Source organism: Caulobacter sp. CCNWLW153 (assembly GCF_036889365.1).
Lineage (GTDB): Bacteria > Pseudomonadota > Alphaproteobacteria > Caulobacterales > Caulobacteraceae > Caulobacter > Caulobacter radicis.
The window spans coordinates 1-15,550 of sequence record NZ_JBAKFV010000014.1 but is presented as its reverse complement, the minus strand read 5'-3'; the positions used below and the strand labels follow the sequence as shown (position 1 = coordinate 15,550).

Here is a 15,550-nt window from a genome sequence, read left to right as displayed (position 1 = left end):
TATATCGGCCCGTTCACGAAGACATTTCGGCGGAGTGCGTCCACGCACGTCCGCTCTTCAACGCCCCGAGGCGCGATCAGCCGCCCTCCGATCCGCGCGAAGGGGCGCCCGACAGGCTTCCGGTCCCGGTCGCCAGTCAGGGGAATTCCAGCGTCCGACGCTCTCCGGCAAGGAGAGCGGCGAGGGTGGACGCCGAGGCATTCGAATTCACGCGCGGATTCCGTCCGCGCCGCAGGGAAAAAACATGGCGCAATCCTTCACCGGCAAGAAGCGGATCCGGAAGTCGTTCGGCCGCATTCCCGAGGCTGTGCAGATGCCGAACCTCATCGAGGTTCAGCGCTCCTCCTACGAACAGTTCCTGCAGCGCGAGGTCCGTCCGGGCCAGCGTCGCGACGAGGGCGTCGAGGCGGTCTTCAAGTCGGTGTTTCCGATCAAGGACTTCAACGAGCGCGCCGTGCTCGAATACGTGTCGTACGAGTTCGAAGAGCCGAAGTACGACGTCGAGGAATGCATCCAGCGCGACATGACCTTCGCCGCGCCGCTGAAGGTCAAGCTGCGCCTGATCGTCTTCGAAACCGAAGAAGAAACCGGCGCCCGCTCGGTGAAGGACATCAAGGAGCAGGACGTCTACATGGGCGACATCCCGCTCATGACCGACAAGGGCACCTTCATCGTCAACGGCACCGAGCGCGTCATCGTCTCGCAGATGCACCGTTCGCCGGGCGTGTTCTTCGACCACGACAAGGGCAAGACCCACGCTTCGGGCAAGCTGCTGTTCGCCGCCCGCGTGATCCCGTACCGCGGCTCGTGGCTCGACTTCGAGTTCGACGCCAAGGACATCGTCTACGTCCGTATCGACCGTCGCCGTAAGCTGCCGGCCACGACCTTCCTCTATGCCCTGGGCATGGACGGCGAAGAGATCCTGACCACGTTCTACGACGTCGTTCCGTTCGAGAAGCGTTCGGGCGGCTGGGCCACCCCGTACAAGCCCGAGCGCTGGCGCGGCGTGAAGCCGGAAGTCGCCCTGATCGACGCCGACACCGGCGAAGAGGTCGCTCCGGCTGGCCAGAAGATCAGCGCCCGCAACGCCAAGAAGCTGGCCGACGGCGGTCTGAAGACCCTGCTGCTCGGTCCGGAAGCCCTGACCGGCCGCTACCTGGCCCGCGACGCCGTCAACTTCGAGACCGGCGAAATCTACGCCGAAGCCGGCGACGAGCTGGACGTCCCCACGATCCAGGCCCTGGCCGACCAAGGCTTCGACACCATCGACGTGCTCGACATCGACCACGTGACGGTCGGCGCCTACATGCGCAACACCCTGCGCGTGGACAAGAACGCCGTCCGTGAAGACGCGCTGTTCGACATCTACCGCGTCATGCGTCCGGGCGAGCCGCCGACGGTGGAAGCCGCCGAAGCGATGTTCAAGTCGCTGTTCTTTGACGCCGAGCGCTACGACCTGTCGTCGGTGGGCCGCGTGAAGATGAACATGCGCCTGGAGCAGGAAGTCTCGGACGAAGTCCGCGTCCTGCGCAAGGAAGACGTCCTGGCCGTCCTGAAGCTGCTGGTCGGCCTGCGCGACGGTCGCGGCGAAATCGACGACATCGACAACCTCGGCAACCGCCGGGTGCGTTCGGTCGGCGAACTGCTGGAAAACCAATACCGCGTCGGCCTGCTCCGCATGGAGCGCGCCATCAAGGAACGCATGTCGTCGGTCGATATCGACACCGTCATGCCGCACGACCTGATCAACGCCAAGCCGGCCGCCGCCGCCGTCCGTGAATTCTTCGGCTCTTCGCAGCTGTCGCAGTTCATGGACCAGACGAACCCGCTGTCGGAAATCACCCACAAGCGTCGTCTCTCGGCCCTCGGCCCGGGCGGTCTGACCCGTGAGCGCGCCGGCTTCGAAGTCCGCGACGTTCACCCGACCCACTACGGCCGGATCTGCCCGATTGAAACGCCGGAAGGCCCGAACATCGGTCTGATCAACAGCCTCGCGACCCACGCCCGCGTGAACAAGTACGGCTTCATCGAGAGCCCGTACCGTCGCGTGAAGGACGGCAAGCCGCAGGACGAAGTCGTCTACATGTCGGCGATGGAGGAATCCAAGCACGTCATCGCCCAATCGAACATCAAGGTGGTCGAAGGCGAGATCCTGGAAGAACTGGTTCCGGGCCGCATCAACGGCGAACCGACCCTCCTGCAAAAGGAGACGGTGGACCTGATGGACGTGTCGCCGCGCCAAGTCGTGTCGGTGGCCGCCGCCCTGATCCCGTTCCTCGAAAACGACGACGCCAACCGCGCCCTCATGGGTTCGAACATGCAGCGTCAGGCCGTGCCGCTCGTCCAGTCGGACGCCCCGCTCGTGGGCACCGGCATGGAAGCGGTCGTGGCTCGTGACTCGGGCGCCGTGGTCATCGCCAAGCGCACCGGCGTCGTCGAGCAGATCGACGGCACCCGTATCGTCGTGCGCGCCACCGAAGAGACCGATCCGGCCCGCTCGGGCGTCGACATCTACCGGATGTCGAAGTTCCAGCGCTCGAACCAGTCGACCTGCATCAACCAGCGTCCGCTGGTGAAGGTGGGCGACAAGATCAGCGCCGGCGACATCATCGCCGACGGTCCGTCGACGGAGCTGGGCGAACTGGCCCTGGGCCGCAACGCGCTCGTCGCGTTCATGCCCTGGAACGGCTACAACTTCGAAGACTCCATCCTGATCTCCGAACGCATCGTCCGTGACGACGTCTTCACCTCGATCCACATCGAGGAATTCGAAGTCATGGCCCGCGACACGAAGCTCGGTCCGGAAGAAATCACCCGCGACATCCCGAACGTCGGCGAGGAAGCCCTGCGCAACCTCGACGAAGCCGGCATCGTGGCCATCGGCGCCGAAGTCCAGCCGGGCGACATCCTGGTCGGCAAGGTCACGCCGAAGGGCGAAAGCCCGATGACTCCGGAAGAGAAGCTGCTGCGCGCCATCTTCGGCGAGAAGGCTTCGGACGTCCGCGACACCAGCCTGCGCCTGCCCCCGGGCGTCGCCGGCACGATCGTCGACGTGCGCGTCTTCAACCGTCACGGCGTCGACAAGGACGAGCGCGCCCTGGCCATCGAACGTTCGGAAATCGATCGTCTGGGCAAGGACCGCGACGACGAGTTCGCGATCCTGAACCGCAACATCTCGGGCCGTCTGAAGGACCTGCTGATCGGCAAGGTCGCCCTGTCGGGTCCCAAGGGCCTGCAGCGCGGTGAAATCACCGCCGAAGGCCTGGCCGGCGTGGCTTCGGGCCTGTGGTGGCAGATCGCTCTCGAAGACGAGAAGGCGATGGGCGAACTGGAAAGCCTCCGCCGTCTGTTCGACGAGAACCGCAAGCGCCTCGACCGTCGTTTCGAAGACAAGGTCGACAAGCTGCAACGCGGCGACGAACTGCCCCCGGGCGTCATGAAGATGGTCAAGGTCTTCGTCGCGGTGAAGCGCAAGCTGCAGCCGGGCGACAAGATGGCCGGCCGTCACGGCAACAAGGGCGTCATCTCGCGCATCCTGCCGATCGAGGACATGCCGTTCCTCGCCGACGGCACCCACGTGGACCTCGTGCTGAACCCGCTGGGCGTGCCTTCGCGCATGAACGTCGGTCAGATCTTCGAAACCCACCTAGGCTGGGCCTGCGCCAACCTCGGCAAGCAGATCACCGGTCTGCTCGAGGACTGGCAGCACGGCGGCCAGAAGGAAGCCCTGGTCCAGCGTCTGCGTGACGTCTACGGCCCGGACGAAGAGCTGCCGGACACCGAGGAAGACCTGGTCGAACTGGCCAAGAACCTCGGCAAGGGCATCCCGATCGCCACCCCCGTCTTCGACGGCGCGCGCATGGAAGACATCGAGGACCACCTCGAGATGGCCGGCGTGAACCGTTCGGGTCAGTCGATCCTGTTCGACGGCACCACCGGCGAGCAGTTCAAGCGTCCGGTCACGGTCGGCTACATCTACATGCTGAAGCTGCACCACCTGGTCGACGACAAGATCCACGCCCGTTCGATCGGTCCGTACTCGCTGGTCACCCAGCAGCCGCTGGGCGGCAAGGCCCAGTTCGGCGGTCAGCGCTTCGGGGAAATGGAAGTGTGGGCTCTGGAAGCCTACGGCGCGGCCTACACCCTGCAGGAAATGCTGACGGTGAAGTCCGACGACGTGGCCGGCCGGACCAAGGTCTACGAGTCGATCGTCCGTGGCGACGACACGTTCGAAGCCGGTATCCCGGAAAGCTTCAACGTGCTGGTCAAGGAAATGCGCTCGCTCGGCCTGAACGTCGAGCTGGAGAACAGCTGATCCGGATCTCCCTCCTCGGTCTCGAAGACCGGGGAGGGGCCCCTTTCAGCCTCTTCTCCACTTTGAATTTTCGCGGGTAGTCCCGCAGAAGGAACCAAGATGAACCAGGAAGTCCTGAACATCTTCAATCCGGTCCAGGCCACGCCGACCTTCGACCAGATCCGCATCTCGCTCGCTTCGCCGGAAAAGATCCGTTCGTGGTCGTTCGGCGAGATCAAGAAGCCCGAGACCATCAACTACCGCACGTTCAAGCCCGAGCGTGACGGCCTGTTCTGCGCCCGTATCTTTGGCCCGACCAAGGACTACGAATGCCTGTGCGGCAAGTACAAGCGCATGAAGTACAAGGGCATCATCTGCGAAAAGTGCGGCGTGGAAGTCACCCTCGCCCGCGTTCGCCGTGAGCGCATGGGCCACATCGAGCTGGCCTCGCCGGTCGCTCACATCTGGTTCCTGAAGTCGCTGCCCTCGCGCATCGCCATGATGCTCGACATGCCGCTGAAGGACATCGAGCGCGTCCTCTACTTCGAATACTACATCGTCACCGAGCCGGGCCTGACCCCGCTGAAGCAGCACCAGCTGCTGTCGGAAGACGACTACATCCGCGCTCAGGACGAGTACGGCGACGACAGCTTCACCGCCGAGATCGGCGCCGAGGCCGTCCAGAACCTGCTGAAGGCCATCGACCTCGAGAAAGAGGCCGAGCGTCTGCGCGAGGAACTGGCCGGCACTGTGTCGGACATGAAGCAGAAGAAGTTCAGCAAGCGCCTGAAGATCCTGGAAGCCTTCCAGGAGTCGGGCAACCGTCCCGAGTGGATGGTGCTGACCGTCGTTCCGGTCATCCCGCCGGAACTGCGTCCGCTGGTGCCGCTGGACGGCGGCCGCTTCGCGACCTCGGACCTGAACGATCTGTATCGCCGGGTCATCAACCGTAACAACCGCCTCAAGCGCCTGATCGAGCTGCGCGCCCCCGACATCATCATCCGCAACGAAAAGCGGATGCTGCAGGAATCGGTCGACGCCCTGTTCGACAACGGCCGTCGCGGTCGCGTCATCACCGGCGCCAACAAGCGTCCGCTGAAGTCGCTGGCCGACATGCTGAAGGGCAAGCAGGGTCGCTTCCGTCAGAACCTGCTGGGCAAGCGCGTCGACTACTCGGGCCGTTCGGTCATCGTCGTGGGTCCGGACCTGAAGCTGCACGAGTGCGGCCTGCCCAAGAAGATGGCGCTGGAGCTGTTCAAGCCGTTCATCTACGCGCGCCTGGACGCCAAGGGCCTGTCGGGCACCGTCAAGCAGTCCAAGCGCATGGTCGAGCGCGAGCAGCCCCAGGTGTGGGACATCCTCGAAGAGGTGATCCGCGAGCACCCGGTCCTGCTGAACCGCGCCCCGACGCTTCACCGTCTGGGCATCCAGGCGTTCGAACCGAAGCTGATCGAGGGCAAGGCCATCCAGCTGCACCCGCTGGTCTGCGCCGCGTTCAACGCCGACTTCGACGGCGACCAGATGGCCGTGCACGTCCCGCTGAGCCTGGAAGCTCAGCTGGAAGCGCGCGTCCTGATGATGTCGACCAACAACATCCTGTCGCCCGCCAACGGTCGCCCGATCATCGTGCCGTCGCAGGACATCGTCCTGGGTCTGTACTACCTGTCGGTCGCTCGCGAGGGCGAGCCGGGCGAAGGCAAGATCTTCGCCGATCTGGGTGAAATCGAAGCCGCCATGGACGCCGGCGTCGTGTCGCTGCACGCCAAGATCAAGTCGCGCTTCACCGAAGTGGACGCCGATGGCGTGGCTCGCCGCCGCGTGATCGACACCACCCCGGGCCGCATGAAGATCGCCGCCCTGCTGCCGCGCCACCCCGCGATCGGTCACCGACTGATCGAGAAGGCGCTGACCAAGAAGGAAATCGGCAACCTCATCGACATCGTCTACCGCCACTGCGGTCAGAAGGCGACGGTGATCTTCGCCGACCAGGTCATGGGCCTGGGCTTCAAGGAAGCCGCCAAGGCCGGCATCTCGTTCGGCAAGGACGACATCATCATTCCGAAGCGCAAGGAAGCGATCGTCGCCGAGACGCGCGCTCTGGCCGAGGAATACGAGCAACAGTACGCCGACGGCCTGATCACCAAGGGTGAGAAGTACAACAAGGTCGTTGACGCCTGGGCCAAGGCCACCGATCGCGTCGCCGACGAGATGATGGCCGAGCTTCAGACGAAGCATAAGGACGAGAACGGCCGCGAGAAGGAAATCAACGCCATCTACATGATGGCCCACTCCGGCGCCCGTGGTTCGCAAGCCCAGATGAAGCAGCTGGGCGGCATGCGCGGCCTGATGGCCAAGCCCTCCGGCGAGATCATCGAGACCCCGATCGTCTCGAACTTCAAGGAAGGCCTGACCGTTCAGGAGTACTTCAACTCCACCCACGGCGCCCGTAAGGGTCTGGCCGACACCGCGCTGAAGACCGCCAACTCGGGTTACCTGACCCGTCGTCTGGTCGACGTCGCGCAGGACTGCATCATCGTCGAGGAAGACTGCGGCACCACGAAGGGCATCACCCTTCACGCCGTGGTCGAAGGCGGCGACGTGCTGGTCTCGCTGGGCCTGCGGGTCCTGGGCCGCTTCTCGGCCGAGGACATCAAGAACCCGAGCACCGGCGAACTGGTGGTTCCGGCCGACACCTACATCGACGAGAACATCGCCGACGCCATCGAGGCGGCGGCCGTCCAGTCGGTGAAGGTCCGCTCGGTCCTGACCTGCGAAGCCAAGATCGGCGTCTGCGGCGCCTGCTACGGCCGCGACCTGGCGCGCGGCACCCCGGTCAACATCGGTGAAGCTGTCGGCGTCATCGCCGCCCAGTCGATCGGTGAGCCGGGCACGCAGCTGACCATGCGTACGTTCCACATCGGCGGCACCGCCCAGGTGGCCGAGCAGTCGTTCTTCGAAAGCAGCAACGACGGTGTCGCCCGCGTCAGCGGCGCCACCGTGGTGGCTTCCGACGGCGCCCTGGTCGTGATGAGCCGCAACACCTCGGTGAGCGTGCTGGTCGACGGCAAGGAACGCGAGAACTACAAGCCGCCGTACGGCGCTCGCCTGAAGATCAAGGACGGCGACACCGTCAAGCGCGGCCAGCGCCTGGCCGACTGGGACCCCTACACCACGCCGATCATCACCGAAGTCGGCGGCCGCATCCGCGCCGAAGACCTGGTGGACGGCTTCTCGGTCCGCGAGGAAGTCGACGAAGCGACGGGCATCGCCCAGCGCGTCATCGCCGACTGGCGCGCGTCGGCCCGCGGTTCGGACCTGCGTCCGGCCATGGGCGTGCTGGCCGAGGACGGCTCGTACAAGCGCCTGTCGAACGGCGGCGAGGCTCGCTACCTCCTGTCGGTCGGCGCCATTCTCTCGGTGGCTGACGGCGACGAAGTGAAGCCGGGTGAGGTCATCGCCCGTATCCCGACCGAAGGCGCCAAGACCCGGGACATCACCGGTGGTCTGCCGCGCGTCGCCGAACTCTTCGAAGCCCGCCGTCCGAAGGACTGCGCGGTCATCGCGGAAATGGACGGCCGTGTCGAATTCGGCAAGGATTACAAGAACAAGCGCCGGATCAAGATCACTCCGGACGTCGACGCCGACGGCAACCAGCCCGAAGCGGTCGAGTTCCTGATCCCGAAGGGCAAGCACATCGCGGTGCATGATGGCGACTACATCACGCGCGGCGAGTACATCATCGACGGCAACCCGGATCCGCACGACATCCTGCGCATCCTGGGCGTCGAGGCCCTGGCCAACTTCCTCGTCGACGAGATCCAGGAGGTCTATCGACTGCAGGGCGTGCCGATCAACGACAAGCACATCGAGACGATCGTTCGTCAGATGCTGCAGAAGGTTGAGATCCTCGAGCCCGGCGACACCGGCCTCATCAAGGGCGACCACCTTGATAAGCCGGACTTCGACAAGGAACAGGACAAGGCGATCGCCCGCGGCGGCCGTCCGGCTGTGACCCAGCCGGTGCTGCTCGGCATCACCAAGGCCTCGCTGCAGACCAAGAGCTTCATCTCGGCCGCGTCGTTCCAGGAAACGACCCGCGTCCTGACCGAAGCCTCGGTGCACGGCAAGACCGACACCCTGGAAGGCCTGAAGGAAAACGTCATCGTGGGTCGCCTGATCCCCGCTGGTACGGGTTCCTACCTGCGCAGCCTGCAGCGCGTCGCCGCCAAGCGCGACGAGCAGCTGGCCGCCCAGCGCGAAGAGGCGATGGAGCCGCTGCCGGCCGAGATCGCCCTGTCGGACGCCGAGTAATCGGCGGGAGACAGCCTTACAGGTTGTGCTAAGCAAGGAGCGGTCGGGGAAACCCGGCCGCTCTTTTGTTTTGCGCGGTCGCCCGGGGCGGCCGGATGTCGGGGGACGTCCATGCTTCGCAGCATCTCGTTGGGGACGGTCGCGGCCGCTCTGTGCCTGGCAGCTTGCGCGCCGGAGGTTCCGCCGGACCCGAAGCCCTCGGACGGCTTCACCGGCGCCGAAAAGGTGGCGGTCGACGAGGTATTCTCGATCGTCTCTGGTACGTTCCCGGAGCCCCAGGAGGTGCTGTTCCGCGACCCTCTGGTCAGCGACGTCGAAGGGGAGGGGCGGTTCGTCTGTCTCGATGCGGCCATGCCGGGCGATCGCTGGACGGGCTTCGTCGCGACCAGGGCCAAGAACGAGGAAGCCTATCACGTGGTCCGGGAGGCGGACGCCCTGTCGCCCAAGGCCAGGCCTCAGTGCCGGGCGCTGGTGCTCAAGTATCTGGGGGAACAGGACGTCGACTGGTACGAGGCCGAGGTCGCCTACAACAAGGCCGGCTGCGCCCATCTGGACACCAGCTACTGGGAAGCCTGGAAGATGGCTTGCAACGGCAAGATCACCCGCCCCGCAACGACGCCGAAGCCGGCCGCCTAGATTTGGCAACCTTCGGTGGAAATGTGACGAATTGTAAAAAGACTCTCGTTATTTCAGGGCGTTAAATGAAATTTCAGCCGGGCGGGCTGAAAAGGAGTGCAAATTCCTTCCTCTCGCCCGGACATCATGCGCTCGGACATCTCCACCAAGGTCAGCCTGACCATCGCCGCCGCCTTCGCCGTTCTGCTGGCCGGGCTGCTCGCCGTGGTCGCCTGGAGCTCGCTCGGCTTCGCCAAGCGCCAGGCCGTGGCCCAGCAGGAAACCAGCATGCGCGTGGCCTGGGACGTCATCGGCCGCCAGGGGCAGTCGTTCCGCCGCGAGGGCGACCAGCTGATGGTCGGCGACCATGTGCTGAACGGCGACCTGGCCGGCGTCGACCGCGTCAAGGCGTTGGCCGGGGGCGTGGCCACCGTGTTCGCCGGCGACAAGCGCATCACCACCAATGTCGAGAAGCCGGACGGCTCGCGCGCCGTGGGCACCAGCCTCGCCCAGGGGCCGGTCTATGACGCCGTGCTCGGTCGCGGCGAGCCCTATCGCGGCGAGACCAAGATCCTCAAGCGCGACTACTTCGTCGCCTACGACCCGATCAAGGACGCTTCGGGCCAGGTGATCGGCGTGATGTTCGTCGGCGTGCCCAAGGACATCTATTTCGGTCCGGTCTACCGCCAGCTGGCCTGGCTGGGCGTGGCCGGCGTGGTGCTGGGCCTGGCCGGCGGCGTCGCCTCGGTGCTGACCGTCCGCCGCCAGCTGTCGCCGCTGAAGACCCTGCGCGAGGCCATGGCCCGCCTGATGAAGGGCGACCTGAACGTCGCCCTGCCGTTCGGCGGCCGCCGCGACGACATCGGCCTGATGGCCGACGCCGTCCATGCCTTCCGCGACGACGCCGAGGCCAAGCGCCGCATCGAGGCCGACGCCGCCAGCGATCGCGACCAGGCCGAGGCCGACCGCGCCGCCGCCCAGGCCCGTGACGCCCGCTCGGCCCGCGAGCAGAGCCTGGTGGTCGAGAGCCTGGCCGAAGGCCTGGGCCGTCTGTCGAACGGCGACCTGACGGTCCGTCTGGTCCAGCCCTTCGCCCATGACTACGAAGGCCTGCGCAGCGACTTCAACCAGGCCGTAGAGCGCCTGGAGGGGGCGATGAGCTCGGTGGTCGACGCCGTCGGCGCGCTCAACGCCGGCGCCGGCAGCATCGCCGACGCCTCGTCCGACATCTCAGACCGCACCGAGCAGCAGGCCGCCAGCCTGGAAGAGACGGCTGCGGCCCTGGAAGAGATCACCGTCACCGTCCGCCGCACCGCCGAGGGCGCCCGCGGGGCCCACATGGCCGTCCGTGAAGCCCAGACCGAGGCCGGCCGTTCGCGCATCGTCGTCGAGGAGACCATCGCCGCCATCGGCGGGGTCGAGGCCTCGTCGCACCAGGTCGGCCAGATCGTCGGCGTCATCGACGAGATCGCCTTCCAGACCAATCTGCTGGCCCTGAACGCGGGCGTCGAGGCGGCGCGCGCCGGCGACGCCGGCAAGGGCTTCGCGGTCGTGGCGCAAGAAGTGCGGGCCCTGGCCCAGCGCTCGGCCGAGGCCGCCAAGGAGATCAAGGTCCACATCGCCGACAGCGCCCGTCAGGTCGAGGCCGGGGTGAAGCTGGTCGGCCGCACGGGCGAGGCCCTGCAGAAGATCGTCGCCCAGGTCGAGGCCATCGACGGCATCGTCAGCCAGATCGCCGCCGGCGCCCAGGAGCAGTCGGTGGGCCTGTCGCAGGTCAACACGGCGGTGAACCAGATGGACCAGGGCGCCCAGCGCAACGCGGCCCTGATCAGCCGCTCGGCCGGCGACAGCCGCAACCTGGTCACGGCCGCCGACGAGCTGTCGGGCATGGTGGCGCGCTTCCGCACCTCCCAGACCACCTCGGCCGGACTGCGTCGCGCCGGCTAGTCCTTCTTCGTCTTCTTCTGCTGCATCTCCAGCAGGCGCAGCTTCTGCTGCGTCGCGTCGCGCTGGCGGCCCAGGCCGTCCTGCTCCAGGCCCCCGACCATCGGGATGTCCTTGCCCCGGCCGGGGCCGTCGCGGCTGCGATGGTCGACGCCGGGGCCCATGGGCGCGTCGCGATAGGCGCGGGCGGCCTCCTGCCGTAGCGACTGGATGTCGAAGTCGCGCCGTTTTCCGGCTTCGATGGGGGCTGCGTATTCCGGCGCCTTGCGGGCGGCCTCGCCCCAGCGCTCGTCGCAGCGCTCCCGTTCCCGCCGATTGAGGCCCACGGCGCGGTCGTTGGCGCAGCCCGTGCCGCTGCCGCGCAGGGCCGCCTTCAGGTCGCCGCCGGGCTGGGCGGCGGGCAGGGGCGCGGGATGGTCCGAGGCCCCGCGGTCGCGCTGGCCCGCCGAGGGCGCGGCCACGAACGGGGAGGGGGCGATTCCCGTGGGCGCGGGCCGACGGGCCTCTCTTGGAATCGGCGAGGGATTCGAGCGTGCGGCCGGCGCGGCGCTGGTGGTCTCGCGCGGGGTCTCTCGCGGCGTCTGCGTCATCAGGTCGATGGTCACGGTCGACACCGTGTCCTGGTCGGGAAAGACCTCGCGCACGGGCAGGGCCAGCCACGCCAGCACCGCCAGGTGCACGGCTGCCGATCCGCCCGCCACGGCCCAGAACCGCTTGTCGGGCTTGGCTTCGGCGGGGCGATCCAGCAGAAGGGTTATGGATCGCGCGGCGGCTTCGACCACGAGTAACTCGACGACAAGGGAAGGTTGCGAGCCCAGGCTGGCGATCGCTGATGGCGAAAGCGTGACCGTCGCGCGCCGCGCGTAAACGCCGCATTAACCGACGCGGAAGGCGACGATTGACGTGGAGCCCCTTCGCGAGTAGGTTCCGCGCTCTTTTCGAGGTGGGTCTTGCGCCCGTCCTGATGAGCGTCCGTCTCTTAACCGACGGCAGGCCCGCCGGAACGCTTTCCGCGTCCCGGCGAGTTTCGTGTTTATCGGGTCTCCAACCGGAGCCTTGAAGCCGGAAAGAAGAACAACAAGGACCCTGAAGCGCCTCGGCCGAAAGGCACACGCTTCCATCAGAGCAGAGACTTAATGCCTACCGTCAACCAGCTCATCCGTAAGCCGCGCTCTCCGAAGCCGGTCCGGAACAAGGTGCCCGCCCTGAAGGGCTGCCCCCAACGTCGCGGCGTCTGCACCCGCGTCTACACGACGACCCCGAAGAAGCCGAACTCGGCTCTGCGTAAGGTCGCCAAGGTCCGTCTGACCACCGGCATCGAAGCCGTGTGCTACATTCCGGGCGAAGGCCACAACCTGCAGGAGCACTCGGTGGTGCTCATCCGCGGCGGCCGCGTCAAGGACTTGCCCGGCGTCCGCTATCACATCCTGCGCGGCGTCCTCGATACCCAAGGTGTCAAGGATCGTAAGCAGCGTCGTTCGCTCTACGGCGCCAAGCGTCCGAAGTAAGGAAGAAGAAGAATGTCCCGCCGTCGCCGCGCAGAGAAGCGTCAAGTCCTGCCGGACCCCAAGTTTGGGGATCTGGTTGTCACGAAGTTCATGAACTACGTGATGTACGAAGGCAAAAAAGCCGTCGCCGAAAACATCATCTACGGTGCTTTCGACATCCTGGAAGCCAAGCGCAAGGACCAAGGTCCGCTTGAAACCTTCCACTCCGCCCTGGACAACGTCGCCCCGGCGATCGAAGTCCGTTCGCGCCGCGTCGGCGGCGCCACGTACCAAGTGCCGGTTGAAGTCCGTCCGGACCGTCGCCGCGCCCTGGCCATCCGTTGGCTGGTGACCGCCGCTCGCAAGCGCGGTGAGAACACCATGACGGAAAAGCTGGCTGGTGAGCTGCTCGACGCTTCGAACAACCGCGGCACCGCCGTGAAGAAGCGCGAAGACACCCACAAGATGGCTGAAGCCAACCGGGCCTTCTCGCACTACCGCTGGTAAGCTTTCTTACCAGCACCCTTTCAGGCGCGGGCGGTTTGCGATAAACCGCCCGCGCCGCACGTTTAAATCCCGGTCGTGTCCGTCAGGGCCGCCCCGTTTCGCAGAGCGATCGCTATGCCCCGCACGCATAAAATCGAAGACTACCGCAACTTCGGCATCATGGCCCACATCGACGCGGGCAAGACGACGACGACCGAGCGGATCCTGTATTACACCGGTAAGTCCCACAAGATCGGCGAAGTCCACGACGGCGCCGCGACCATGGACTGGATGGAGCAGGAGCAGGAACGCGGCATCACCATCACGTCGGCCGCGACGACCGCTTTCTGGAACGACAAGCGCCTCAACATCATCGACACCCCCGGGCACGTCGACTTCACCATCGAAGTCGAGCGTTCCTTGCGCGTCCTCGACGGCGCCGTGACGGTGCTGGACGGCAACGCCGGCGTCGAGCCGCAGACCGAAACCGTCTGGCGTCAGGCCGACAAGTACAAGGTTCCGCGGATCGTGTTCGTCAACAAGATGGACAAGATCGGCGCCGACTTCGACAAGTCGGTCGAGTCGATCCGCGACCGTCTGGGCGCCAAGGCCGTGCCGATCCAATTCCCGATCGGTTCGGAATCGAACCTGAAGGGCCTCGTGGACCTGGTCCGCATGAAGGCCGTGGTCTGGGACAATGACGGCCTCGGCGCGACCTACCGCGACGAAGAGATTCCGGCCGACCTGCTGGACAAGGCCGTGGAAGCCCGCGCCTACCTGGTCGAGAACGCCGTCGAACTCGACGACGACGCGATGGAAGCCTATCTGGGCGGCGAAGAGCCCTCGGAAGAAACCATCAAGAAGTGCATCCGCAAGGCCGTTCTGAACGGCGCCTTCTATCCGATCCTCTGCGGCTCGGCCTTCAAGAACAAGGGCGTGCAGCCCCTGCTCGACGCCGTCGTCGACTACCTGCCGTCGCCGGTCGACATCCCGCCGACCAAGGGCATCGACTTCAAGACCGAAGAAGAAATCGTTCGCAAGGCCTCGGACGAAGAGCCGCTGTCGGTTCTGGCGTTCAAGATCATGGACGACCCCTTCGTTGGTTCGCTGACCTTCTGCCGCCTCTACTCGGGCAAGATGGAAACCGGCATGAGCCTGCTGAACTCGACGCGCGACAAGCGCGAGCGGGTCGGCCGCATGCTGCTCATGCACTCCAACAACCGTGAAGACATCAAGGAAGCCTACGCCGGCGACATCGTCGCCCTGGCCGGCCTCAAGGAAACCCGCACGGGCGACACCCTGTGCGATCCGCTGAAGTCGCCGGTGATCCTGGAGCGCATGGAATTCCCGGCCCCGGTCATCGAGATCGCCGTCGAGCCCAAGTCGAAGGCCGACCAGGAAAAGCTGGGCGTCGCCCTGCAGAAGCTGGCCGCCGAAGATCCGTCCTTCACCGTCTCGACCGACTTCGAGTCGGGCCAGACGATCCTGAAGGGCATGGGCGAGCTGCACCTCGACATCAAGATCGACATCCTCAAGCGCACCTACAAGGTCGAAGCCAACATCGGCGCGCCGCAGGTGGCCTATCGTGAATCGCTGGGCCGCAAGGTCGACATCGACTACACGCACAAGAAGCAGACCGGTGGTACGGGCCAGTTCGCCCGCGTCATGATCACCTTCGAACCGGGCGAGCCGGGTTCGGGCTTCGTGTTCGAAAACTCGATCGTCGGCGGCGCCGTGCCGAAGGAATACATCCCGGGCGTCCAGAAGGGCCTGGAATCGGTCAAGGACAACGGCCTGCTGGCCGGCTTCCCGCTGATCGACTTCAAGGCCACCCTGACCGACGGCAAGTACCACGACGTCGACTCCTCGGTCCTGGCCTTCGAAATCGCCTCGCGCGCCGCCTTCAAGGAGCTGCGCGAAAAGGGCGCTCCGAAGCTGCTCGAGCCGATCATGAAGGTCGAGGTCGTGACCCCGGAAGAGTACCTGGGTTCGGTCATCGGCGACCTGAACAGCCGTCGCGGCATGATCCAGGGTCAGGACATGCGCGGCAACGCCACCGTCGTGAACGCCTTCGTCCCGCTGGCCAACATGTTCGGTTACGTGAACACCCTGCGCGGCATGTCGCAAGGCCGCGCTCAGTTCAGCATGGTCTACGACCACTACGATCCGGTGCCGCAACACGTCGCCGACGAAGTGATCAAGAAGTACGCCTAAGCCTCTCCTTCGGGAAAAGCCTAGACGCTGGATTGAAAGGGGTTCAAAGGAGCCCCTTTCGCCCCACCCCAGAAGTTCAACCTGTTTTGATAAAGGCCCCTCTGGGGTCCTGGAGCTAAGAAGATGGCCAAGGAAAAGTTCGAACGTAATAAGCCGCACTGCAACATCGGCACCATCGGTCACGTTGACCATGGCAAGA

At 65.6% G+C, this 15,550-nt stretch carries 9 protein-coding genes; 8 read left to right on the top strand and 1 reads right to left on the bottom strand.

Annotated features, from left to right (window positions below; all coding sequences use genetic code 11):
- Nucleotides 1-244 precede the first annotated feature (244 nt).
- The 4 genes from rpoB to V6S85_RS20010 all read left to right on the top strand — a co-directional run bounded on the left by rpoB (nt 245) and on the right by V6S85_RS20010 (nt 11,167).
- A complete protein-coding gene (gene rpoB, locus V6S85_RS20025; RefSeq protein WP_116488548.1) occupies nt 245-4,315 on the top strand; it encodes a DNA-directed RNA polymerase subunit beta in 4,071 nt (1,356 codons plus the stop codon).
- A gap of 99 nt (nt 4,316-4,414) precedes the next feature.
- Nucleotides 4,415-8,605, top strand: a complete 4,191-nt coding sequence (rpoC, locus tag V6S85_RS20020; protein WP_116564928.1) for a DNA-directed RNA polymerase subunit beta' — start codon at nt 4,415-4,417, stop codon at nt 8,603-8,605.
- Between the two features lie 111 nt (nt 8,606-8,716).
- Complete coding sequence (locus V6S85_RS20015; RefSeq protein WP_116564926.1) at nt 8,717-9,241, top strand: hypothetical protein; 525 nt, start codon at nt 8,717-8,719, stop codon at nt 9,239-9,241.
- A 126-nt stretch (nt 9,242-9,367) separates the two neighbouring features.
- Nucleotides 9,368-11,167 (top strand): methyl-accepting chemotaxis protein, encoded by a 1,800-nt coding sequence (locus tag V6S85_RS20010; RefSeq protein WP_334350019.1) that lies wholly within the window; start codon nt 9,368-9,370, stop codon nt 11,165-11,167.
- On the opposite strand, the gene V6S85_RS20005 is transcribed toward V6S85_RS20010, so the two are convergent.
- On the bottom strand, nt 11,164-11,946 hold the full coding sequence (locus tag V6S85_RS20005; RefSeq protein ID WP_243410474.1) for a hypothetical protein: 783 nt from the start codon (nt 11,944-11,946) through the stop codon (nt 11,164-11,166). The genes V6S85_RS20010 and V6S85_RS20005 overlap by 4 nt on opposite strands.
- A gap of 354 nt (nt 11,947-12,300) precedes the next feature.
- Between V6S85_RS20005 and rpsL the strand changes: the two genes are divergently transcribed.
- From rpsL to V6S85_RS19985, 4 genes are all read left to right on the top strand, one after another.
- Nucleotides 12,301-12,672 (top strand): 30S ribosomal protein S12, encoded by a 372-nt coding sequence (rpsL, locus tag V6S85_RS20000; RefSeq protein WP_058350131.1) that lies wholly within the window; start codon nt 12,301-12,303, stop codon nt 12,670-12,672.
- A 12-nt stretch (nt 12,673-12,684) separates the two neighbouring features.
- Nucleotides 12,685-13,158 carry a 30S ribosomal protein S7 gene (gene rpsG, locus V6S85_RS19995; RefSeq protein ID WP_004624018.1) on the top strand — a complete coding sequence of 158 codons (474 nt, stop codon included), beginning with the start codon at nt 12,685-12,687 and terminating at the stop codon, nt 13,156-13,158.
- 114 nt (nt 13,159-13,272) lie between these two features.
- Nucleotides 13,273-15,351: an elongation factor G gene (gene fusA / locus V6S85_RS19990; protein ID WP_116564922.1), complete on the top strand. Its 2,079-nt coding sequence runs from the start codon at nt 13,273-13,275 to the stop codon at nt 15,349-15,351.
- A 123-nt stretch (nt 15,352-15,474) separates the two neighbouring features.
- Nucleotides 15,475-15,550, top strand: a 76-nt coding sequence (locus V6S85_RS19985) for a hypothetical protein (protein WP_334349513.1), incomplete at its 3' end; no start/stop codon positions are given.